Here is a 24795-nt window from a genome sequence, read left to right as displayed (position 1 = left end):
CGTTATCTCCTGTACCTGCGTTATCTCCTGTGCCGGAATTATCACCTGTACCGGAATTATCGCCTGTACCTGCGTTATCGCCTGTGCCTGCGTTATCGCCTGATGTATCAGAATCATCTCCATTGTCTTCATATGAAGATGGATCCACTGTTGCCTCCAAAAGAACACTGTAATCATAATCAGCATTTACTTTAGGAAATCCATATTCATATGTATAGATACCTGTCTCTTCATCATATGATCCATTTCCATCTTCACCGGTTGTAAGTTCACATGCCAGAACTGTACCATCTGTATTACCAGCCAGTTTGCTTGCTTCTCCCTTTGGAGTTACAACCAGATAAACAACAGAGCCTGCAAGATCTCCCTTAGACTTGATCGTACCGGTAATCTGCTTTGCAGCAACATCCTGGAAATAAGTCTTAGCAAGATCATTTGCTGTATACTTTGCTCCCTTTGAGCTGTCAACCGCATTTAACAGATCCTTACTCTGAATCTGATAGATATTTGCTCCACTTGGAACAAACTTATAACCCTTACCGGCATAAGCATCACTTGTAAAGTCGCTGTTTGGAGCTTTTACAACAGACTCCCACTTCTTTGTTTTACTATTATATACATAATTTTCTGCAGAGCACTGCGGTGCATCATTCTTTGATGCCAGTTCTGAGAACATACTGTTTGATGTACCGTCTGTGATCACCAGAACATTTGCATTATCAAATTTCCATTCATGTCTGGAACCTGATATACCCTGCGTATTTCCAGATATCTTTGCGTATGCAGAATCAACCTTATCGGTCTTATTATTTAAGAAGTTTTCCATCTTATCATCTGTATACCATTTATAATATCTGTTCTTGTTGATATAATCCTTTCCGCCTTCTGTTGCAGAACGTTCAGCAGTCAGAATGAAATCCGATATTGTCTTTGTGGTATTTGTCATTGGATCTGACTTGTTACCACTTGCTTCTTTATAAAGGACATTGAAGAAACCAGGTTCTACACAGAGAACATTATCTGTTCTTCCCTTTAATGTCTTTGTTACATATTTGTATGCCAGAGATCCCATACGATACTGGTCATTATTACCTGTGATCGTTTCAGGCTCTGCTGTACATAACGCATATCGATCAAAGATGATCGGATGCTTTCCTGCATATATATCCAACCAGTTATATAAGCTCTCGCTGATATCTGTACCGCCTGCAGCATAATCATTTGCTGTTGTTGCAACGATATAGATAAAATCCGCATTTGCAAGTATTTCCTGTGCCTCTGTACCCATGCCGTTCAGATCACTGACTGTTTTAGTCGTCAATTGAACTGCACCCGGTGCCATATCATCTTTAATATTCTTATAACCATTGAAAACTGCATATCTGAAGTATTCTCCATCATATACATATTTCCACAGATCAGATGTGCCTTTATATCCTGCTTCATCACTGATCTTTCCTGAGTAACCGGAAGCAGTCACAATCTCTGTCATTGATGTATCTGCTGTTGCATAAGATCCCAAACCATCCGGAAGGATCTGAACAATGTGATACTTATCCTCGCCTGTCTTCTTCAGACTGGAATCGTTTGAGTTAAGAATCGCCTGATCAATGTTTGAGCTGCCCACCAATGTTGAACTGCCACTTGTGTCCGCTTCACTTTTTTCAACAGGAGTTCCAGAATTAGCCAACGTAAAGTTTACGAATATAGCACATACTATAAGTGTAAATATTATCGCTACAGATGATAATACTACTTTTCTGTTCTTAAACACTATTTCTTTCCTCCTTAATCCCATGTATGCTTTTTAAGCACATATGAATTTCGAATGCCAACAACACCATTTATCTTATAAGATGCCGCCGTTGTTGAATCTTCAAGTTCCAGTGTAATTGCAATACTGTCCTCGTCCGGATTGATCTGTAATTTGAAATCCTTTACATCCTTACAAAGAACAGTGCCATCTGCTTCACTTGCATCAGTGATTCTATCTGATTGCGGTGTTTTAAACACATAAAGCTTTTTTTCGGTCTTATCATATGTGATCGTACAGGTCGTGATAACACTGTCACCGTTACTCTGTAATGCAGATGCATAATCTACTTTCAGATATAACTTCCCGGAATCATCCGGAATAATATATGTCGTGTCATCTGTCGATGGTGATGTGACATCACCAAACGACTTCATATCTGCAATATCATAACATGGACCCTTTGGTGTAAGACCAGCTCCACCCGCTTTCTCGATATAAACAGTACGTCTTCCAATACCACCAGCAGACATTAATTCACCTCCGCTGCCCTTTGTATCTGTATCATCCGGAACAATAAATACTCCGGAAACCGGGCTGTAAGATGTGACGCCCGCTGATGTAGTAGCCACATATGCGCTTCCCAATATCTTCACATCAGTCGCACCCATGATCATATCTGATATGGTATCATATGTTTCACCGGCTTCGTTCTGTATTTTCTTTCTATTTGTCATCTTTCTATTGGAGGATACCACTGTACCAACAAGTGAGGTTACCGCAACCATGAACACACTTAAAATTCCAATGTACAGTACTAATTCAATGAAAGTGAAACCTTTATTATTATTTTTCTTCACGCTTCACCCCTCCTCATGATCCTGTGTAATGGCTGCCTGTTGCCTGATTCAGTGTTACCTTTCCAACGGCATCATTGGATCCGTCCTTATAAAAGGTATATACACCACTTCCGGTTTTTACAGAACCATCTGACTTATTAAACTTAATGATCATAGATGAAACTTCACTTCCTGCGGAAGAACCATTATTTGAATAGTAAATCGTTACACGATCCAGAATCTCACGATCCTTTGAAGTATCTTCTGTGAAATCCGATCCATTCTTGCTCTTACCATATACCAGGTTATATTTTCCATCTACTTTTTCCAGTTTCATTGCCCAATCGCTTTCCTGTGTTTTTGTCAGGGACTGCAGAGTTGACAATTCCTGATTGAACGACTCCTTTGATGAAGTCGCACGAGCTGTCCGTATCGAAGAAATCGACACTGCCGCAAGTCCTGACATAACTGCGATGATAGCAAGAACAATAATCAATTCAACAAGGGAATATCCGGAATCATTTTTTATTTTTCTTATCATATTCACCCCTCCTACTCTACATTCTTCTTCCAGTTCTGGAATGCAAGAATGTCGCTATAAGAGATGTCTGATAAGCTTGAACCAGAAACCTCTGAATTGTTTTTATCGTCTACTTTAACATAGTTCTTTAAGATCTCTCTTGTGATCAGACTCAGATCTTCTACATCACTCTTGGAACACTCTTCCAGTACAGTTGCTGTAAAGGATGCGTCTGCTGAGATATCTACGCTGCTGTTACAGATAATCTTTGCACCTGATATGATCATTCCTCGGAATGACTTTACACTCTTATCAAATGTTACATTACCACCACAGATAACGATACCCTGTAAAGCACCATCAGCGGCTGTGGATTTTAATGTTACATCATTTGCATTGATGATAACAACTGCATTTGTCTCTGGCTCTACCTTGTTGATACTAAGATTTTTGGAGAAGATCTTATCATAATCAACATATTTGGTAAGAGGTGTCAGACTGTAGTTGTAATCAAATGTATCAAGGTTCTTTCCGTCAGATCCTTTGATCGGAGCGTATGTGTATGTACTTCCGTTCTTTGTATATCCGGCCACTTCCCATGCAGAAACATCTGTATCTGTATCATCCTTTTTATCTACTACAGACAGATGATCTTTCATATTGATATACATATAATTGATCTGATTGCTGACCTTCTCCTCTTTGCTAAGAGTGGTCTGATCACCAAGTGCCTCTGAATTCTTTTTAATATCTGCAAATGTATTATTATTCTCTGTAATACCCTTATTACCAAGTAACACTGAGAATGTCTTTGATCCTGTTGCATTTTTTAATGCTGTATCAACCTGCAGAGATGTATCTGCAGATGCCTTAACAAATAATGAATTGTCACTGTTCTGAGCAGTTACAGCTCCACTTGTTTTGATCTTGCTTCCATCCACATCACCATCTTTGCTTGGCAGAAGTAATTTAACTTCAAAATTTTCATAGTTAGCAACATTGTACAATTTCTTTTTCGTTTCATCGATGCCTGTGTTTAAGAGATCATAATACTTCTCTACAAACTCCTCAGCATCGTTTACTCCATCCTTATCTTTATCGCCATCCTGAATGTACAGATAATAATAATCATGTCCGGAAACTGTCTCCTTGATTGCTTCTACAATATAATTATTAGATGTGAGCTGTTTTACGAAATCAGTATACAGCTTGTTAATTTGGACATCATTTGAAAATGTCTTAGGGAACTTTAATGTTACATGTGTATAACCGTTCTCATCCACAACCTCAGTATTATCATACAGATCCCACTGTGTCAGGAAGATCAACTGATTGGACTTAACATCAAGAGACTGACCGGTTGAATAATCGTTTAATGCTGTGAATGCATAATCAGAATCTTTCGTAAGACCAAAGTTTTTTCTTTCTTTCTCATCTGTGATCGTATTTGCTGCGATCTTGGAGAATTCGATATAGGACTTACCTGCAATATACAGAGATTCCAGACTTGAAAGATCCAGAGTTGAATTCTTTCCATTGACAATGATCGCACTGTCACTGAAGTGTGATTTTAATTTGAATCCTGTTGCAAGGTTACCGGATGTACGAAGAAGGTTAATGCTTCTTACGTCATCTGCTGTATAGCTGTATCCAAAATAAGTTCCTCTTGTAAATGTAAGCTCAGATTTCTCTGCATTCAGCTCTGTATCATCATATACATAAGCATTTGCTGCCGCTTTGATCTGTCCGCCCTCATCACCTCCGATGATGATGTTATCGGTCCAGAGTTCTGATAACAGGGATGTACGTCCTGAAAGATTAATCTTCGCACCATCAAAAGCTGCGAGAGATCCTGAGTTAACGATAATATCGGAGTTCAGTGTCAGATTCGCTCTGTCACCCTGTACAAAGATACCGGAATATGCACTCTCATCTGTTGATCCCCATTTGGTTTCGACTGTACGGCTGTATTCATTTGTTACCTTTGTATCTGTTTTTCCGTTATAATCTTTATTGTAATAGTCAGAAGCAGTATAAATATTACCCTTTATATTTACTTCTGTATCTGCTGCTGTTCCGGATACCTGAAGTCCCATATCAGCAAGCAATGCATAATTATATAAGCTGTCACTGTTTGCACCTGCCATATCAAAAGAAACATTATATTCCGGTTTCTTTAATACAAGATCGGTTGTGATCGTCTGTACATAGGTTCCAGGTGCCATTGCTCCGCTTGCGGAATCTGTGCTGCTTAATGTAATCGTACGCTTTACACCAATATTTCTGAATGTAATCTCTTCGATATTATTCTCATCGATCGTATTGGCGCTTGCTACACCTGTAACTTTTCCATTCTTTCCAGCTACATATTTGATGTACTTTTCACGACCTTCTTTATCCTTGAATACAATTCTCAGATTGTCACAGGCAAGTGATACATCCGGATCTGTAATATAGCCCTTTAAGGTTTCGATCAGAGTTGGCATATTGCTGAATGTCTTATCTGATTTGATACCCTGCATAAAGAACTGCTTAAACAGATCATTCGCTTCATCTTCTGTCAGATTGTTATACTGACCATCCTTGTAATACACAACAATCTCAGCCGTTGTCGTATACGCGGAATACAAATGCTCATTTGTCGCTGCACCAATTCCGGCATATATCTCATCCATGGCTTTTTCAACACTGTAAAAGTTATTCAGGGAATTCAGCTTATAAAAACGAAGTTTATATGCCAAAAGAGTTCCCATTAACAATGCTGACACCAGTATGCTTAAGAAAGTTGCTGATACAATAACAAGGACAAAACTCGAGCCGCGGTTATCCGCTAATTTAAGCTTGTTTTTTAACTTTTTCAGCATCTCTTATTTCCCCCTTGTTCCTGATATTTCTGTCTTATTGCCATTACTGTCTGTCAATGTAACATGAATATCATACAGGTATGTTTCATCACTTGTATCATCTGATGTGTTCTTAACTTTAATAGCAGTTGTATCTGTTTCATCATACTCAGTTCCGAAGTTTGAATATGCCTCAATCTTTCCCTTGGTATCATCACCAGTGCGGTTCACATATACCTTAACAGAAGAAGGCGAACTTGTATGACTGGTGCTCTGGTAAACCAGACTGTCAATACTGCTTACGCCAAGTGTATCGCAAATAATCTCCTCATATTTCGGATCAATTGAAGCAATTGTTTCAAATAAGTAGATCTTTGCTTTTTCATCATCATCAAGTCCTGATGTCTCAACTCTGATATAATCATTATTACAATATACACCATTACATACTGCAGGTGCATATAACAGATAGATTGGAGGAAGTATCTTGTATTCCTTCTGATATACAATTCCTTCTCCGTATTTTCCATCCGGTTTATAGGTATCGCTTGCAATTCCATTCGTGTATGCCTTAATGATAGGATTAAACGATGGTTTATCCTGATATTCTACAAAACACTGTACCATATAACCGGATAAAGTCTTTGAAACCTTAATCGTGGTTGTTTTCTGGAACGAATCATTATCCAGATAGGTAGCACCGGACAGATACTGATTATATAAAACGGAATTTCCCTTTAAGATATCCACTTTCACATCTTTAAAATATGCCGCTGCCTGATTATCCAGACTGTTTCCTTCTATACCACTGGTTGCTCCCATATAGGTTGCCCCAGCAATGATCGCTGACTGCTTGTTATCAAGATTACGTACTGTACCAACACCTGATGTAAGGCGAACATACTCAGAACCGTCTTTCTTCAGGTCATTTGTATTGGCATCCCATACATATCCCTTTGTTGCAACTGCATGCGCAATATCATTTACAGTTACTGTGCAATCATACTTCTCGTATTCTCCCCCGAGCGATATTCCACTGCATGAATATGTATTAATGTGATAATCTACAGTTCCCGCACTTTCCGGGAGGGTATAAGTCTGTGTCTGGGAATCATCCAGACCAAACTCATAATTACCTGTAGAATTGCCATCAGGGATACTGATGGCACTTCCTTTCATATTTGCAGTTTTAAAGCTTTCCATGATCTCTTCAGCTTTTTCAATCGCATATTGTTTCTTTGTTGACTTCGTATTGACATTGATCGCTGAAATCAACTGGGCGGTAAGGGGAGCAATTAATATAGCAAATACTGCTACAGCTATGATTACTTCAATCAAGCTAAAGCCTTTGTTATTATTCTTTGCCATTCTTACTTCTCACTCCGTTCAAATCGAATCTACGGGTTGCAAGTCTACATCCTACTGATTGCTATCTGTAGTTGTAGTTGTCGTACTACTCTTTACGGTTGGATTTCCGAAAATATTATCTTTACCGGTCTGAACATTTACGTTAACCTGATCTGTGGTTCTGTCTCCACCTGTAACAGCATATTCAGAGAATGACATATCTCCTGTGTAATCACCAGTCTCCTCATCAAATGCGATTGAGATAGAGTCAACTGTCATACGGAAATCGCTCTTCTCGATGTAATCAACAACATCTTTAACAGACTGATAAGAACCTGAATATGTAACCGGGAAGCTTGCTGAATAGCAGTTGAAATTATTTTCTCCTGCTACTGCTGCAGTAGCATCTGTGCCAGCGGCTGCAGTCTCTGTTGTAGCTGCTGTTGTAGCTGCTGTAGTATTTGCATCTGTAGAAGCTGTTCCTGTTGCTGCACCATCTAATGTAGCATCACCAACAGCACCGGTTCCAAGTGTATAGAAGAGCTGTTCCTCTCCCATTGATACATCTGTGAAACGGAACTTATATTCGTCCTTGATCCCCTGTAAATACATGATTGTATTTTCCTGATAGATCTCTGATGGGAATTCTGCAAGGATTGCTTCATATTCTTTCTTATAGTTCTCTGTATCCTTGATGTACTGATCTCTGTTTACATCTTTTGCTTTCAGGCTGTTATAATAAACCTGCTGTTCATCCTTCTTTGAAACAAGCTCTTTACGGTCATCAAAATTGCTTAATGCCACAAATCTGATCGGCACAAATAAAATAACAACACCGAGTAAAAATAATAATAAATTTCTTTGTCCTTTTGTCATTGCATCCATGTTCTATGCCCTCCCTTACTCAGCTAATGTAGCATCTGTTTCAGTTGTATCAGCATCTGCCGCTGATGCGTCAACATAGATACACGTTACTGTGAAATCATATGTTATTTTACCTGTGTCTTCATCTACATTTTCTGTGATACTTCCAATGAATGAGTTATCAATACAGTCAATTTCTTTTAAGCTGATCGCAAGTCCTGCAATATCATCATATTCTGTTGCTGTTCCTGAAATTGAAACACCTGTTGAATCGGATTCAAATGCTGTGATATCAGTTCCCTTTGGCATCTTCTCTTCCAAAGCCGTGATAAATGTTACAACATTCTCATTCAAGTTCTTTGTGTAGCTGTACATGCTCATGGCATCAACATAAACGCTTTCTGCATTTTCATAATCCTTTACGATCGTCTCAATATCCTGAATAGAAGCGATCTTCTTATTTACATCATCCAGCTCTGTCTGTGCCTGATTCTTTAATACAAATGACACAGCCGTTAATCCGCCTGCCACTAACACAGCCAGGATCAGGAATGCAACTACCAGTGGAGTTGTATCCATCTGACCTTCCTTCTTGCCGGAAGCTCCGCCTTCTGAAATTGTGAATCCCATAGGTGCAAAAGCAGCACCGATTGGAACCATAAGGTATACAGGATTATATATCTTCAAATCAATCTTTGGGTCAAATTTGATATTGAATAAACTGTCCATAACTCTTGTTGAAACATTGAGCTGTACCTTGAAAAGACCATCAATTCCCTTGATCAGGGCGCCATCGCCTGTCAGGAATACATCATCGATCGGCTTATCAGGATTCTTTGATGCAAAGAAATCCATTACACGGCCAATGTTGTTGATCAGGTAACGGAAAGATCCTGTGATCGCATTATCATCAAAATCAACCGTGATCAGTCTTTCATTCTGGAGTAATGTCATTGCTGTTGTAGCATCAACGCCCTTTGCATCCATTACTTCATTTACAACAACATTGGTACCATATGGTACAGTTCTCTGTAACAGAAGGATATCTCCTTTTACGATATTAAGTACAGTAGATTCGCTACCTAACTGGATTACCATAGTCGTCATGTTCTCGCTGGTCTGTGTTTTGATCAACTGCAACATGGCATTTCCAATGTAATCAAGAGCAACTACCTTCAGTCCTGCAAGTGCTGCAACTTCATAATATGAACGAACCATACTGGTTGGTGCTGCAACTGCAAGAACTCTTAACTGTTTGTTATTTTCTTCATCAGTAACTGTCTCTAATACAGAATGGGATACTGTGTAATCCTCTATATTAACAGGGAAATACTCTGATGAGTTCGCATTAATAATTCCTTTAATTTTGTTTTCCTTAACGAAAGGTACAAGAACCTCTCTGTTAACGATCTTTGTAGAGGTAAGAACGAATATTGCGTTCTTGTTAGTGATTCCGTTTGCAGCAAGCTGTGATTTGATCGCCTCTGCAATTCTTTCCTTGTCTCTAATGAAACCATCTTCATAAGCATCTTCCGGTGTCTCGAAGATGATGGCATTATGAACTGTGGAAGTCTTTTTTTCAGAAGCTGTTACTTCTGTAATAGTAATACTTTCATTTGTGATGTCGATTGTTAAGACTTTGTTATTACTCGCCATTTTAAATAGCCTCCCTCGCTAATCAGTAGTTTTTTGTGGAATATGTATATTCCAATTGCCTGAGTACCAGCCTACAAGCTGTTCACCCCACTTAAAATAAAATACAATATGCCTGTATGTACAGGCTGAAAGGTAAACAATCTGTCACCTTTAATCATAAGCACACGGATGATTGACCCGTTCATCTTTCATGCCTATTTTTCAGTTTCCAGCTTTTTTGTAAGCCGGCTGCCGCCATTAGTTCAATGCCGTTGTCATTCGCGTTTCTTCTTTCTACATTTATTCGTTTCAGACACAAACAATATAAAACCGCTGACTGCAAAATAGTCACTCGTATGTTATATAAATCTCTTCTTATTATATAAAGCTTATATAAAACGTGTGACCATGAAAGAGATGCCAACATGCATATTTTTCATACATGTTGACGTTCCATGTTGTTAGACAATTTTGAAGGGCGACAAACAAGATCGAAAAACGAGGATTCTTACCAACTTATTCATCACCCTTCTGATGTCTGACTGATGTAATGATTATCTGTTTAACATCAGATCCTTACATCTGTTCACTATGCCCGCCTTTTATTATGGCTGAGGTGAAACCTGCTGAGAACCAGCTTTAACGATAACTGTGTTACCAGCTACATTGATATCAACTGTGAATTCATTTCCTTTGTCGAAGTACTTTGAAGTAATTGTGCTGTTACCAAGAATGCTGCTGATCTCTGTGCTGAATGCACCGTAGCTTGACTTCAGGTCTGAAACGCTTGCGCCTGTAACGCCTGTTCCGATTGCAACCATTGCATCTTCATCTGACATAGCTGTCTGACATGCTGTACGGATTGTATCAGCATTTGAAATATCAGCACTTCTTCTTGACTTGTTGATGTACTTGATAAGGGCTGGTGCAAGAGCACCTGCAAGAATTGCCATAATAGCGATTACGATAATTAACTCTACTAATGAGAAACCTTTGTTGTTCTTCTTCATAATTGTTCTCTCCTTTTAAATTGATATTCTTTGTTGTTTGTTGATGCATCTTTCGATGCTATATTAAAACCAGCATCCTCGTACTGCCGGATCTAATCAATACTATAATATGTAATAGGACTTGTATTAGTACTGGTCAAGTGCACTGTACATACTCATGATAGGACCGTATACAGCCGCAACGATCATTCCTACGATACATGCAAGGACTACCATAATCAATGGTTCCATCGCTGCTGTCAGCTTGTTTGTTGCCTCTTCTACTTCTTCATCGTAGTAGTCAGCAACCTTACTGAGCATCTCCTCAATATCACCGGTTTCTTCACCGATCTTTGTCATGGCAGAAAGCATTGGGGGAAGCATTTCCATATCCTTTAATGGCTTGGAAAGTGGAATACCTTTTGCTACCTGCGTCTTGGCATCTAACAGACCATCGCGGATGATCTTGTTATCCATCATCTTTGCCACCTGTTCAACAGCATCGATCATGGAAATACCGGATGCCATCAGTGTACTCATTGTTCTTGCAAATCTGGAACATGCTGACTTGATCGTCAGGTTACCAAAAATCGGCATCTTGATCGCCATATTCGCGAAAAGCTGTTCGCCAACAGAACTTCTCTTGAATGCCTTGCAGCCAACAACGATAGCTGCAACGATGATGATCAGCAGCCACCACTTATGTATAATGAAATTACTTGCCGCTACCATAATTCGTGTTGCCAGCGGAAGCTGTGTTCCCATCTCCGCAAACATACTTGAGAAGTTAGGGATAACCATTACCATTACCACGATTACTACGATGATCATAACGATGAACACTACGATAGGATATGTCATCGCACCCTTGATCTTCGCCGATAACGCATTATCTTTTTCAAAGTGCTCTGTCAGTCTGTCGAGGCAGACCTCCAAGTTACCGGATAACTCTCCGGCTGCGACCATGTTGATCATGATCGGTGGAAATACCTCTGAGTTTACACGAAGTGCATCTGCAAGCGTTCCACCCTTTTCAACATATGTCTTTGCATCCATAACTGCTCTCTGCAGTGTTTTGTTTTCTATCTGGTCTCCCATCAGTTCCAGTGCTGATATAATCGTAACACCAGCTCTTATAACTGCTGAAAACTGTTTACAGAAGACTGCCAAATCTTTTGATTTTACCTTCTTCTTAATCAAACCCCCTGAAAATGGACTGTTCTGCTCTGTCAGGCTCATGATCGCATAACCATCTGCCTTCAGCTTCTTCTCCGCTCCATCTCTGTTCGGGGCCTCAATGGTACCTTTTTTATTCTTACCATTTTTGTCAACAACCTTGTAGTTAAATACTGCCATTGTTTCTCCTCCGACCCTGTCATATTTCTTCTTTTTTGTAATAGTTTTCTACTATTACCAGCTAAAAGTGCACGTAAATTCACGGACTTTTACATATACTATACTTGTTATATTACTATATTTCTCAACCACATTCAATAATTTCTTATGATTGCAGTTTTTTTTGTAAGAATTGCACAAAAGGATTGTACATCTTATTGTCCGTTGATCTTCTTTCTGAGATACTGCTGATCCTGTGCATATGTCATAGCCATCTCTCTGGTGATCGTGCCGGACGAGAACAGATCATACAATGCATCATCCATTGTGATCATTCCGAGCTGTCTGCTGGTCTGGATCGTCGACTGGATCTGATGTGTCTTCGCTTCTCGTATCAGGCTCCGAATCGCCGGTGATGCAAGCATTACTTCAAATGCTGCAACTCGTCCCTGTCCGTTCGCTGTCGGAAGCAGTGACTGGGAAATAACACCTTCCAGTACCATTGCAAGCTGTACTCGTACCTGTTGCTGCTGGTTTGTCGGGAAGATATCGATAATACGATCGATCGTACTTGCCGCACCGATCGTATGCAGAGTCGAGAATACCAGGTGTCCGGTCTCGGCTGCAGTGATCGCTGTTGAAATCGTTTCAAGATCTCGCATCTCTCCTACAAGAATAATATCAGGATCTTCACGGAGCGCTGCACGAAGAGCATTCGCATAACTGAGTGTATCCATACCAACTTCTCGTTGATTAACGATTGCCTTGTTGTGATGGTGAATATACTCGATAGGATCCTCCAGTGTAATGATATGATCGGTCAGGTTTTCATTTGCCTTATTAATAATAGAAGCAAGTGTTGTTGATTTACCGGAACCGGTAGGTCCTGTTACAAGTACCAGACCCCTTTTTCTCTTGTATAATTCAACAACCTCTCTCGGAATACCGAGCTGATCCGGTCTTGGGATCTGTGTTTCTACTCGTCTGTATGCCGCAGCCATATTACCACGATCCATATATACGTTTACACGGAAACGACCGGTTTCTGGTGAATCGAATGAGAAATCGACTTCACCTCTATCTTTTAAAATTGCTACATGTCTCTCTTTCATCGTTGCTCCGATTGCTTCAGCCGCATCAGCCGGTGTAAGCGGAGGAACTTCAACTTCTGTCAGTCGTCCATTGATTCTGAGTTTCGGTGGTATGCCTACGGCAATATGTACATCCGACGCTTTTGCCTCAACCGAGAATGCCAGGAGCTCTTTCATATCCAGCATACTGTTTCCTTCCTTTCTTTGTTGCATTCATAATTTCAATTTTATTTTTACAGAGCCTGATCACATATTCTTCTCTGCTAAAAATCTTTTTCATCCATGCCGGTTTATCACCGGACCGGATCTTTTAATATTCATCACCTGTTGTATATACGATCTTCTTCATCTCTGACATGGAGGTGATTCCATTCAGCACATGTTTGGCAGCACCCATCTTCAGAGTAAGCATACCTTCTGCAAGTGCCTGTTTTTCAATCTTATCCGCTGTCGCTCCGGTCGAGATAACCGCCTGCAGTGCTTTGGATACCGGCATCATCTCATATACACCGATTCGTCCTGAATATCCTGTATCATTACACAACGGACAGCCAGACGGCTCATAGATGATAACATCTTCTTCATCCTCCGGCACACCGAGTACTATTCTCTCTTCATCTTCTACGAGACGAGGCTGTTTGCAGGTTGGGCACAGTCTTCTTACAAGTCGCTGGGCAATAACACCTACAACCGCATCACCTACAACATAAGGTTCGATTCCCATATCTTCCAGACGGGTGATCGTACTTGCTGCTGAGTTTGTATGGAGTGTTGATACAACCAAGTGTCCTGTGATAGCGGCCTGAACCGCGATCTGAGCAGTCTCACCATCTCGAATTTCTCCGATCATTATGATATCCGGATCCTGACGAAGAATGGATCTTAAGGCTGCTGCGAATGTCATATCTGCTTTATTATTTACCTGTACCTGGTTAATACCATTGATATTCGCCTCGACAGGGTCTTCTACTGTGATAATGTTTACATCCTCTTTGTTCAGCTCACTTAAGGATGTGTACAGTGTCGTTGATTTACCGGAACCGGTAGGTCCTGTTACAAGGATGATTCCGTGTGGATTACTCAGGATTCCATCAAATACCTTGATCTCATCCTCATCCAGGCCAAGTCCGCTCTTCGGTTTTGTAAGTCCGTCCTTGGAGGTAAGTCGCATAACCGTCTTCTCTCCATATACAGTCGGAAGGATAGATACACGGACATCAAACTCTCTACGATCTACAAAGATCGTGATACGACCATCCTGTGGTTTTCTCTTTTCTGCAATATCCATACCACCGATGATCTTGATTCGGGCTGTGATACCCGCAAGAATACTTAAGTCGTAGGACATAACCTGTTTTAATGCACCATCGATCCTGTAACGGACACGAACACTGCTTTCCAATGCCTCAATATGAATATCGGACGCCCTCTGTCGAACTCCGCCTTCTATGATCTGTTTTACAAGCAGAACGATAGGAGAATTATCTATATCTTCATTTACTTCATCTTCATCTCCGCCGCCAAGTGCATCCGCCTGTTCCTGACGATACATCTCAGCCGCTTCCATTGCTTTGGAGCTTCCGTAGTACTTGCCGATGGCATCATTGATCTGATCCTCTGTTGCAAGCATAGGCTCCACCTGCATATTGGTTACAAGCCCAATATCATCGATCGCATTGATATCCATCGGATCTGACATGGCAAGTTTTAAAATATTCGGGTTATCCGGATCGATCTCGATAGGAATAACTTTATATTTTGCTACCATATTCTCCGGAACCAGATGAAGCACCTTTTCTTCTATCTTTGCTCCCTTTAATTCTATGTAATCAATGCCAAGCTGCTGTGTCAGAAGCGTTATCAGAATCTCATTACTGATCATACCAAGATCAACAAGAACATTTCCGAGTTTTCCGCCATTCTCTTTCTGATATGCCAGAGCCTCCTGTAACTGTTCTTCTGTAATAGCTCCTGCCGCTACGAGAATATCACCTATTCTAATCTTTTTACGACCCATTCCTAATCGCATACCGGTCTGTCCCTCCTACATTTCTGAAATATACAAGCATCACTTACAGAGTATAGCACAATCTAATAAAAAATTAAACATTTTGAACAGAATTTAGTCAATTTTTTTTAATTTTTTTCACATTTTACCAATTTTATTTTTTGGGATATGCACTTTTTCCACATTTTAATCATAAAATATATACAAATCGCTAGGGGTCTATTTTCTATGCAGGCATTTAAAAAACCCCTTTTACCGGATCAGGAAGAATATTATCTGAAATTATGCAGGGCAGGGGATGCCGATGCACGCCGGATTCTGATTGAATCCAATATGCGTCTGGTCGCCCATATTGCAAAAAAATACATTGGAACCGCCGACAATGATGATCTGCTCTCTGTCGGAACCATCGGTCTTATCAAGGCGATCGATTCCTACGACCATGCCAAAGGCAACCGTCTGGTCACATACGCTTCCAGGTGTATCGACAACGAGCTGCTCATGATGCTCCGTCACTCCAGAAAATACGCCCGCGAAGTCTCCCTGTTTGAACCGATCGGTACCGACAAAGAAGGAAATGAGATCAATCTGATCGACATCATCAGTCAGGATGAAGCAACCATTCTGGATTCTATGGTGCATACTTACCACATAAACCGTCTTCCATACTGTCTGAAGCACTGTCTGTCCGAGCAGGAAGCCAGCCTTATCATCCGTCGTTATGGTCTATACGGTCACCCTCCACGCACACAGAAAGAGATTGCCAGCCAGATGGGGATTTCCCGTTCCTATGTCTCTAGGATCGAAAAACGGGCATTACAGAAGATCCGCAGGCAGCTTGAAGCCTGACCTATTCCGAAAGCTCCTGCCGTCTGAGTATCATTCCCGCTGATACCGGGCGGTCCAGCTTTACATACAACTGCATCTTGGGATGCGGTGCTGATTCCATCGGTTCCATCCGGTCATTGTAGATCTCCTCAACCCGGCAGACCGTATTGGTTCCATCAAAGTTCATACATTCTATCTCTTCTCCGACCGAGAATTTGTTTTTCTGTTCAAATGCAACCAGTCCGTCCTCTGTAACCTCCTGTACATTGCCTATATAAGTACAGTTTTTAATATATGTGTTATTATCATAGATCTGAGAATCCTGATCTGTTTTTCCAAAATAAAATCCAGTTGTAAACTGACGGTATGTGCATTTTGCAATTTCTGATTTATAATATTCCATATTTGACCGGTACAGCTCCGGAGATTCCATATAGTCATCAATTGCTTTACGATAGGTTCTTGCTACCGTTGCAACATATAGTGCCGTTTTCATTCTTCCCTCAATCTTAAAGCTGTCAATTCCGGCATCGATCATTTCCGGAATATGCTCAATCATACAAAGATCTTTGGAATTAAAAATATAAGTACCCCTGTCATCTTCATTGACCGGCATGTACTCGCCCGGTCTTGTTTCTTCTACAATGTGATACTTCCATCTACATGGATGTGTACATGCTCCACGATTTGCATCTCTTCCTGTAAAATAACTGCTGAGCAGGCAGCGTCCAGAATAGGAAATGCACATTGCTCCATGCATAAAGGACTCAATCTCCATATCCTCCGGAATATGTTCTCTGATCTGTTTAATCTCCACAAGTGACAGCTCTCTGGCTGTGACCACTCGTTTTGCCCCCATATTATACCAGAAGTTATACGTCAGGTAATTCGTGTTATTTGCCTGGGTGCTGATATGAAGTTCCATATCAGGCATAGTTTCCTTTGCCAGCAAAAAAATACCCGGATCTGATACCAGAACCGCATCGACACCGGTATCCTTCAACTGCTCAAAATATGCCTTCATTCCTTCAATATCATAATTATGTGCAAATATATTTGCTGTCACATATACCTTTGCATTCTTTGCATGCGCATATTTCACAGCCTTTTTCATTTCTTCAATCGAAAAATTATCTGCTTTTGCACGAAGTCCATATGCCTGTCCGCCAATATAGACCGCATCCGCACCATAATCTACTGCAACCTTTAATACCTCAAGACTACCTGCCGGAACAAGCAGTTCCACTTTACGTTCTGCCATATCTTTCAAAACCCTCTTCTTTTCTTTCCGTACAGATGGCATCACCTTTTAGTCTGTTGCCATCCGCCTGTTAATATCTTCTTGTTTTTTCATTGATCCACTACTTTTTCAATGATCCTTTTTATCAGCCGTTTTTTTCACCGATAGGCTCATTCCATCTCCTATATTCAGGATGGCTGTATCCAGCCGTTCATCATGCTTTAATTCATACAGATATTCCCGCATTCTGGCATGAATTGTCCGGTTTCTTCTGGTTACTGCAAACCGCGATTCCAGTACATCTCCATCCTGCAGCACATTATCACATAGCAGGACTCCTTCCGGCGCAAGCAAAGGAACCACCTTCTGGAAAAAGCTTCCATACTGACCTTTTGCAGCATCCATAAAGACCAGATCATATTGATCCGACAATGTCGGCAGGATCTCATTTGCATCTCCCTCTAACAGAGTGATCTTCTTTTCTGCACCTGCCAGCTTTATATTCTCTTTTGCCTGATCAATTCTCGGCTGATAGTTTTCAATTGTTGTGATATGTCCACCCTCTGCAATAAACCTGCTCATAAAAATAGCAGAAAAGCCTACCGCAGTTCCTATCTCCAGTATATTTACCGGTTTCTTCATTCTCAGAAGAAGCCTGATAAATTCTCCGGCCTCTCTTCGTATGATAGGAACCCCCTGCTCTTCTGCTTCTTTTCTGATAGCAGTTATTGCATCATCATAGTCATTGTTGAATGAATTTATGAAGGATGCAATTCTCTCATCTGTTATCATTTATTATCTCCACTTTTCTTACTGTCACTATCCAGAGTTCCACCTGTTATGATCGTTATGATCTCATCATTTGTATAACTTGGTGCGATCTCATATGTTCCAGGTTTTATCTTTGCTGCATAAGATCCGATTCGGATACGTACCATCAGTGCGTATGCATTTTTTACAACTCCGGCATCATCCAGAGTCTCGCATACATCCTTGATCGAAGAATCCGGCAGAACTGTGACTGTGACTACCTTTGTATCAGATTTATCCTTACAGTTATTGCTGGCAAATACATCATAGGCAAAGCTAAAGCCAAACGCAAACACTTTCACAAGTATAAACAGGATAAATACATTTACCAGTAAGCCTATCGCAAACCGCAATATCCGTTTCATTGTTACAGCACTATCTATAGCCATATCTGTTCTCCTTATCTTACGGTGTCCATCCAGACACTTCTCGTAACTGTTTTATCATATCCTACTGCTTTATGTCAACATCCAGACCATCTGCAATCTCATCATACATCGTTTTCAACATCCTGCACAGCTTTCGTTCTGCCCGAAGGAAATCATTCACGATCGTGTCGTGAACGATTGCGTCATACTCCTCAAACAGTGCAACCACCTCATCGTATGGATTATCCACAGAGCCACGGTTCTGGATCTCTGAATTTCTTTTCTTGAATTCATTCAGTCCCCGGAGAAGATCCGGATGTTCATACAGCCGTTCACGGCAGGTCAGATAATTTCTGTAGAATTCTGACTCCTTTATCGTTTCATTCAGTTTTTTGCTGAGTTCAACAACATCACTCATGTCTGTTTCCTCTTTTCTTCTTAACCTGCATCTGTGCATGGACACTATTTTTCAGGACAATTTATACTTCGGTAATGATCGGAAGGATCATCGGGCTTCTCTTCGTCCGCTTCCAAAGGAATTCACTTAAGGAATCCTTGATGGTTGTCTTGATCTTGCCCCAGTCGGTAATATTCTTCCGCAGGCATTTCTCCAGTGCTTCTTCTACTACGGCACGGCAGTCTTCCATCAATGTTTCCGATTCTCTGACATATACAAATCCACGGGAAACGATATCCGGTCCTGCAATCAGGTTATTGCTGTATTTATCGAGTGTCACTACGATGATCAGAAGACCATTCTGCGACAGAAGCTGTCTGTCTCTTAAAACGATATTTCCAACATCTCCAACTCCAAGTCCGTCAACAAAGACTCCCTGTGCAGGAACTTTTCCGGTTACTTCCAGTTTATCCTCACTGACTTCCAGAACATCTCCTGTTGTCAGGATCTTGATATTCTCTTTTGGAATACCCATCTCCTGTGCCAGCTCTGCATGGCGCTTCAGATGTCTGTACTCACCATGTACTGGTATCGCATATTTTGGTTTTGTGAGTGCATAGATCAGCTTCAATTCCTCTCTGCATGCATGTCCGGATACATGTGTATCTTCAAAAATTACATGAGCACCTTTCATTTCCAGCTCATTGATCACCTTGAATACCGCTTTTTCATTACCAGGGATCGGGTGCGAACTGAATATGACCACATCTCCCGGCATGATAGAGATCTTATTATGGATCGATGCTGCGATCCTTGATAAGGCAGCCATGTTTTCACCTTGGCTTCCTGTCGTGATCAGAACCAGCTTCTCATCCGGATAATTCTTGATCTGGCTGATATCGATCAGCGTGTTGTCCGGTATATCAATATATCCGAGTTCAGAAGCTGTACTGATGATATTCACCATACTTCTTCCTTCGATGATTACTTTTCTGCCATATTTATATGCCGAATTGATAATCTGCTGCACACGATCTACATTCGATGCAAATGTAGCAATAATAATACGATGATTCTGATTATCATTGAACAGATTATCAAAGGTTCTTCCTACTGTCTTTTCTGACTTTGTAAAGCCCTCACGTTCTGCATTTGTGGAATCTGCCATCAGTGCCAGAACGCCTTTTTTTCCAAGTTCCGCAAAACGTTGGAGATCGATCATGTCTCCAAATACCGGTGTATAATCAATTTTGAAATCTCCGGTATGGACAAGCAGTCCTGCCGGCGTATAGATCGCCAATGCTGCGGAATCAGCAATCGAATGGTTCGTCTTAATAAATTCTATCCGGAATTTTCCAAGAATGATATTCTGTCCATATTTTACAACCTTACGTCTGGTGTTGTTCATCAGATTATGTTCTTTCAGTTTATTCTCGATCAGTCCCATCGTAAGCTTTGTTGCGTAAATCGGCATATTGAGTTCTTTCTCAATGTAAGGAATGGCTCCGATATGATCCTCATGACCATGGGTAACCACAAGTCCTTTGACTTTGTCCGCGTTTTCCTTAAGGTAAGTGACATCCGGTATTACAAGATCGATTCCTAACATATCGTCCTCAGGGAATGCCAGACCGCAGTCAATGACTATAATAGAGTCCTCATACTCTATTGCAGTAATGTTCATTCCAATCTGTTCCAATCCGCCCAATGGAATGATCTTTACTGCATCACTATTCAATTTTTTCAATGTTCTATACCTCCAAATCTACGTCCTCTAGCAGTTCTTCAAATATCTTCATAACTGCTTCTAATTCTTTGTCATCTTCAACGATATCAAACGCTGCCATCTCACCTTCACTGTCTGAAGCATTCTCCTTCAGGATCAGGAAAGAACCATCATCCTCATCGTCTCCATCTTCTGTAACAAGCAGGTAATTCACTCCGCCAAGAGTTGTCTGCTCCATAACAGAAAAAACAACCTCATTGCCATCTTCATCTGTAAATACTATGCTGTCGTTTTCCATTCTGTTTAATCCTTTCGACTATTCTGTCTGCCCTTCATGAGCCTGACTATCAAGATAATTCTGCAAAATAACCGCAGCAGCCATCTTGTCCACATACTGCTTCCGGTTTTCTCTTCTGACTCCGGTATCCATTAAAATCCGTTCTGCTTCTACCGTAGAGAGTCTTTCATCCCACAGGATCACTTCCAGGCCTGTCCTGCGTTCCAGATCTTCTTTAAACTGTTCGGTCGCTTCTGCCCGTTCTCCAATCGTATTATTCATATTCTTCGGATATCCGAGAACGATCCGTTCCGCCTGATATTCTTCAATGATACTCTCTATTCTCGCAAGTGTCTGTCGAGCTTGTTTGCTGATTTTCTTTCTATTGTTTCAAGTGGCTGTGCCGTGATCATCAGCGCATCACTGACCGCAACTCCTACTGTCTTTGTTCCGTAGTCCAATCCAATTATCCGCATACTCTTATCCTGTTCTTCTCTCTACCTGATTCGATTATTCTGATGCACTCTTCATCTACTTGATCAGATTATTCTTGATGTAATCTTCAAACAGAACTTCAATGATCTCATCCCGTTCTGCCTTCATGATCAGACTTCTTGCATTCTTATAGCTGGTGATATATGTAGGATCTCCACTCATAATATAACCAACAAGCTGGCTGACCGGATTATATCCTTTTTCTGTCAAAGCCTCATAAACCTGTCCAATGATCTGTGTTACATCTATTGTATTATCTTTCAGTTGTGCAATATGTTGTGTATTTTCTCTATTATTCATATACTCACATCCTTACTTTTATCAAGTGCCATCGGCATCTTTGCAAAAAAATCTTACCCTATAATAATATAAAATCACGCAAAATTCAACCTAAAGCCGCATATTTGTATATGTTCCACGCAATTCATGCATAATTTTCCCCCACCGGCTGTCTATTCCATGCCATATGGAATCTGCACTATATGATTGATGATATCCACTTCTCGTCCACAAATCCTATGCATACATTCTTTCTCTACAAAAATATCTATATAGCGTTCTGTATGTCCACGGTATCCGTCTTTTCCATTTCTCCGGACTTTTTCTTCAATCAGAACCTCCAGAGTTTCTCCCCGAAAAGAAGCTTCATATGCATGTTTGTTCTTTTCAGATAATGCCAGCAGCACATCGCTCCTCTGATTCTTGATCTCCGGTCCGATCTGATCCCTCATACCGGCCGCAACCGTTCCCTGTCTCGGTGAAAATTTAAATATATGCATTTCATACAGATTAAGTTTCGTCAGGTAGTCAACCGTTTCCTGAAATTCTTCATCCGTTTCTCCCGGAAAGCCTACGATCACATCTGTTGTCAAAGCCGGGCGGTCAAATGCCTTACGAAGCATCTCACATTTTTCAAAGTATTCTTCACAAGTATATTTCCGGTTCATCCGTTTCAATACTGTATTGCAGCCACTTTGCAGGCTTAAATGGAAATGCGGACATACCTTTTTATTATCCACAATACGATCTATAAATGTATCTGTAATGATACCCGGTTCCAGAGAACCAAGACGGATCCGTTCAATTGATTCAATTTTTGAGATTGCGTCAATTACATCTGCGAGTCCTACCTCATTTTCCTTATCATTGCCATAAGATGAGATATGGATACCTGTCAGAACAATCTCTTTTACTCCGGTCTGTGCCAGACGTTCTACTTCTTCTGTAATCGATGCAAGCTCCCGGCTCCGGATTCTTCCTCTAACGTACGGAATAATACAATAAGAGCAGAACTGGTTACATCCATCCTGAATCTTCACATATGCCCGTGTATGTTCTAAGGTACTGTTGATCGTAAGCGGTTCATATTCCTTTTCTGCCGCAATATCGAGCATGCCTTCGTCCGTCACTCCGATCTCCAGATAGTCTTCAAGGATCTGCACAATGTCCTTCTTTTTATTATTTCCGATGATAATAGATATCCTGTCATCTTCCATCAGCTTATCTTTTGCCGCCTGCACATAACAGCCCGCTGCTATTACAACCGCATCCGGATTCAGCTTCTTGGCTCTGTGTATCATCTGTCTGGACTTTTTATCTGCCATATTGGTAACAGAGCATGTATTTATCAGATACACATCTGCTTTTTCTTCGAAGGAAACAGCCGTCATACCAGCCTCTTTTAAGAGTTCGATCATACCATCTGTCTCGTATTGATTTACCTTGCAGCCCAGTGTCAGAGGGGCTACTGTTTTTCCCTTCAACATTCCTTATTTTTCCTTTCTTATTATTGACTTTTCCCTCTCCAAAAGATATTATAAATATATAAACATCCGCGGTCATTATGACTCCGGATAATCTAACTTTTAGGAGGGCAATCATGAAAGCATTAATGGTTTCTTTAAATTCAATCGATAAGGTAAAAGCATTCTGCAATGAAATTGCAAAATTCGACGCAGAATTCGACCTCATCTCAGGACGTTATGTTATTGATGCAAAATCAATTATGGGTATATTCAGCCTTGATATTTCAAAGCCAATTGAATTAAACATTCACGCTGATGACAAGGATCTTGCTGATATTCTTGCAGCAATCAAGCCTTACGTTGTTGAATAATCATAACCGCCTATTTGCATACATACAGAATGCCCGTTCCGACAGTCATTCTGCATAAAAAAGCTTGCCGCCTTTGTAGTGGCAAGCTTTTTCATCTTATCTCTGTGATCTGCACATTACAGTTTCTACAGACTCTAACGCTTTTTCATATAACGGTTCGATAATACCGGCAAGCTTTGCTTCCGATTTCTCGATCGCAGATAATATCGGTTTTGTTACCGGGTGCTTTGCTACAAATGTTGTACAGCAGTCCTCATAAGGAAGGATCGAAGTCTCATAGGTTCCGATTTTCTCTGATATGTCAACGATCTCCTGCTTATCCAGTCCGATACATGGACGGAATACCGGCAAAGTACTGACATCATTGATAACAGCAAGACTGAATACCGTCTGGCTGGATACCTGCCCGATACTTTCTCCCGTCACCGTACACTGACAGTCATTTCTCTTTGCCAGCTCTTCTGCTATCTTGATCATATAACGCTTCATAATGATCGTAAGTTCCTCGTGCGGACAGTTATCATAGATTGCCATCTGAACATCTGCAAAGTTTACAACATGTAACTTGATCGCACCTGCATAATCCGCAACCAGACACGCCAGATCAATTACCTTTTCTTTGGCACGTTCACTGGTAAATGGCGGTGCATGAAAATATACCGCTTCCATCTGAACTCCACGTTTTGCAATCATATAAGTTGCAACCGGGCTGTCAATTCCACCGGATAATAATGCCATTCCCTTGCCATTTGTACCAACCGGAAGTCCTCCCGGGCCTGGAATCGTGATCGAATAAATATATACCGTCTTCCGGATCTCTACATTTATGATCTCATCCGGTTCATGAACATCAACGGAAGTATCCGGAAATGCCTCTAACAGATAATGACCAAGCTCCGCATTTACCTCCATTGAGGTCATAGGATAGCTTTTATCATTTCTTCTTGTATTTACTTTAAAGGTAAAGTTCTTCTTACGATATGCCTGATCCACATATGCGATCACCTTTCCTTTGATCGCTTCAAACGATGTATCCTCCTCTACCACGATCGGGCAGATTCCAACGATACCGAATACCTTGGTCAGTGCATTCACTACATCTTCATAATCATAGTCTGATTTTGCTTCAATAAAGATCCTTCCCTGTTCCTTGCGGATATAAAAATCACCATAATTTTTGATCTTACGATTAATGTTTTTTACAAGGATATCTTCAAATATATACCGGTTTTTTCCTTTTGTACCGATCTCAGCATATTTGATCATAAATGCCTTATACTGCATATACTTCTCTCAACCTCCAATTTTCATCCT

General features: G+C 40.7%; 22 protein-coding genes and 1 pseudogene. 2 read left to right on the top strand and 21 right to left on the bottom strand.

What is annotated here, in order from left to right:
• From DW959_RS09070 to DW959_RS09020, 11 genes are all read right to left on the bottom strand, one after another.
• A partial coding sequence (locus DW959_RS09070) for a hypothetical protein (protein WP_347475347.1) occupies positions 1–1774 on the bottom strand: 1774 nt, incomplete at its 3' end.
• A 14-nt stretch (positions 1775–1788) separates the two neighbouring features.
• Complete coding sequence (locus tag DW959_RS09065) at positions 1789–2613, bottom strand: prepilin-type N-terminal cleavage/methylation domain-containing protein (protein ID WP_021943480.1); 825 nt, start codon at positions 2611–2613, stop codon at positions 1789–1791.
• A 13-nt stretch (positions 2614–2626) separates the two neighbouring features.
• Entirely contained in the window at positions 2627–3133 is a 507-nt protein-coding gene (locus DW959_RS09060; RefSeq protein WP_021943481.1) for a prepilin-type N-terminal cleavage/methylation domain-containing protein, read from the bottom strand.
• Between the two features lie 11 nt (positions 3134–3144).
• Complete coding sequence (locus DW959_RS09055; protein ID WP_117807373.1) at positions 3145–5976, bottom strand: hypothetical protein; 2832 nt, start codon at positions 5974–5976, stop codon at positions 3145–3147.
• Positions 5977–5979: 3 nt separating this feature from the next.
• Positions 5980–7323, bottom strand: a complete 1344-nt coding sequence (locus DW959_RS09050; protein ID WP_118484349.1) for a prepilin-type N-terminal cleavage/methylation domain-containing protein — start codon at positions 7321–7323, stop codon at positions 5980–5982.
• Between the two features lie 51 nt (positions 7324–7374).
• Positions 7375–8187 (bottom strand): hypothetical protein, encoded by an 813-nt coding sequence (locus DW959_RS09045; protein WP_117785446.1) that lies wholly within the window; start codon positions 8185–8187, stop codon positions 7375–7377.
• A 15-nt stretch (positions 8188–8202) separates the two neighbouring features.
• Positions 8203–9822 carry a type IV pilus assembly protein PilM gene (gene pilM / locus DW959_RS09040; RefSeq protein WP_117807371.1) on the bottom strand — a complete coding sequence of 540 codons (1620 nt, stop codon included), beginning with the start codon at positions 9820–9822 and terminating at the stop codon, positions 8203–8205.
• Positions 9823–10406: 584 nt separating this feature from the next.
• On the bottom strand, positions 10407–10811 hold the full coding sequence (locus tag DW959_RS09035) for a prepilin-type N-terminal cleavage/methylation domain-containing protein (RefSeq protein ID WP_021943486.1): 405 nt from the start codon (positions 10809–10811) through the stop codon (positions 10407–10409).
• Between the two features lie 126 nt (positions 10812–10937).
• Positions 10938–12146: a type II secretion system F family protein gene (locus DW959_RS09030; protein ID WP_117807370.1), complete on the bottom strand. Its 1209-nt coding sequence runs from the start codon at positions 12144–12146 to the stop codon at positions 10938–10940.
• 194 nt (positions 12147–12340) lie between these two features.
• Positions 12341–13402 carry a type IV pilus twitching motility protein PilT gene (locus tag DW959_RS09025; RefSeq protein WP_117785447.1) on the bottom strand — a complete coding sequence of 354 codons (1062 nt, stop codon included), beginning with the start codon at positions 13400–13402 and terminating at the stop codon, positions 12341–12343.
• A gap of 124 nt (positions 13403–13526) precedes the next feature.
• Positions 13527–15245 carry an ATPase, T2SS/T4P/T4SS family gene (locus tag DW959_RS09020; protein WP_117785448.1) on the bottom strand — a complete coding sequence of 573 codons (1719 nt, stop codon included), beginning with the start codon at positions 15243–15245 and terminating at the stop codon, positions 13527–13529.
• A gap of 147 nt (positions 15246–15392) precedes the next feature.
• On the opposite strand from DW959_RS09020, the gene sigK reads away from it, so the two are divergent.
• Complete coding sequence (sigK, locus tag DW959_RS09015; RefSeq protein ID WP_117807369.1) at positions 15393–16073, top strand: RNA polymerase sporulation sigma factor SigK; 681 nt, start codon at positions 15393–15395, stop codon at positions 16071–16073.
• A 1-nt stretch (position 16074) separates the two neighbouring features.
• Here sigK and DW959_RS09010 read toward each other — a convergent pair whose 3' ends face one another.
• The 9 genes and pseudogenes from DW959_RS09010 to mtaB form a co-directional block, all read right to left on the bottom strand.
• Complete coding sequence (locus tag DW959_RS09010; protein ID WP_118615946.1) at positions 16075–17313, bottom strand: U32 family peptidase; 1239 nt, start codon at positions 17311–17313, stop codon at positions 16075–16077.
• 108 nt (positions 17314–17421) lie between these two features.
• Entirely contained in the window at positions 17422–18084 is a 663-nt protein-coding gene (locus DW959_RS09005; RefSeq protein ID WP_118484347.1) for an O-methyltransferase, read from the bottom strand.
• A complete protein-coding gene (locus DW959_RS09000) occupies positions 18081–18491 on the bottom strand; it encodes an endolytic transglycosylase MltG (protein ID WP_118484345.1) in 411 nt (136 codons plus the stop codon). The genes DW959_RS09005 and DW959_RS09000 overlap by 4 nt, the downstream gene beginning before the upstream one ends.
• Before the next feature lie 61 nt (positions 18492–18552).
• Positions 18553–18888: a YlbF family regulator gene (locus DW959_RS08995; protein WP_117785451.1), complete on the bottom strand. Its 336-nt coding sequence runs from the start codon at positions 18886–18888 to the stop codon at positions 18553–18555.
• Positions 18889–18949: 61 nt separating this feature from the next.
• Positions 18950–20614 carry a ribonuclease J gene (locus DW959_RS08990; RefSeq protein ID WP_021943458.1) on the bottom strand — a complete coding sequence of 555 codons (1665 nt, stop codon included), beginning with the start codon at positions 20612–20614 and terminating at the stop codon, positions 18950–18952.
• Between the two features lie 4 nt (positions 20615–20618).
• A complete protein-coding gene (locus tag DW959_RS08985; RefSeq protein ID WP_117807368.1) occupies positions 20619–20891 on the bottom strand; it encodes a DUF1292 domain-containing protein in 273 nt (90 codons plus the stop codon).
• Between the two features lie 18 nt (positions 20892–20909).
• Positions 20910–21346: pseudogene (ruvX, locus tag DW959_RS08980) on the bottom strand (Holliday junction resolvase RuvX).
• A gap of 55 nt (positions 21347–21401) precedes the next feature.
• Entirely contained in the window at positions 21402–21665 is a 264-nt protein-coding gene (locus DW959_RS08975) for an IreB family regulatory phosphoprotein (protein ID WP_021943460.1), read from the bottom strand.
• A 152-nt stretch (positions 21666–21817) separates the two neighbouring features.
• Positions 21818–23131, bottom strand: coding sequence for a tRNA (N(6)-L-threonylcarbamoyladenosine(37)-C(2))-methylthiotransferase MtaB (gene mtaB / locus DW959_RS08970; protein WP_117807367.1), 1314 nt, complete (start codon positions 23129–23131; stop codon positions 21818–21820).
• A gap of 113 nt (positions 23132–23244) precedes the next feature.
• On the opposite strand from mtaB, the gene DW959_RS08965 reads away from it, so the two are divergent.
• Positions 23245–23481: an HPr family phosphocarrier protein gene (locus DW959_RS08965; RefSeq protein ID WP_021943462.1), complete on the top strand. Its 237-nt coding sequence runs from the start codon at positions 23245–23247 to the stop codon at positions 23479–23481.
• Positions 23482–23577: 96 nt separating this feature from the next.
• Here the strand turns inward: DW959_RS08965 and thiI are convergent, their stop codons facing one another.
• Positions 23578–24765: a tRNA uracil 4-sulfurtransferase ThiI gene (gene thiI, locus DW959_RS08960; protein WP_117807366.1), complete on the bottom strand. Its 1188-nt coding sequence runs from the start codon at positions 24763–24765 to the stop codon at positions 23578–23580.
• Positions 24766–24795: the final 30 nt, after the last annotated feature.

The organism is Clostridium sp. AM46-21 (genome assembly GCF_003480025.1).
Lineage (GTDB): Bacteria > Bacillota > Clostridia > Lachnospirales > Lachnospiraceae > Coprococcus > Coprococcus ammoniilyticus.
The sequence above is the reverse complement of the archived record's forward strand: the minus strand, read 5'-3'. Positions and strand labels throughout refer to the sequence as shown.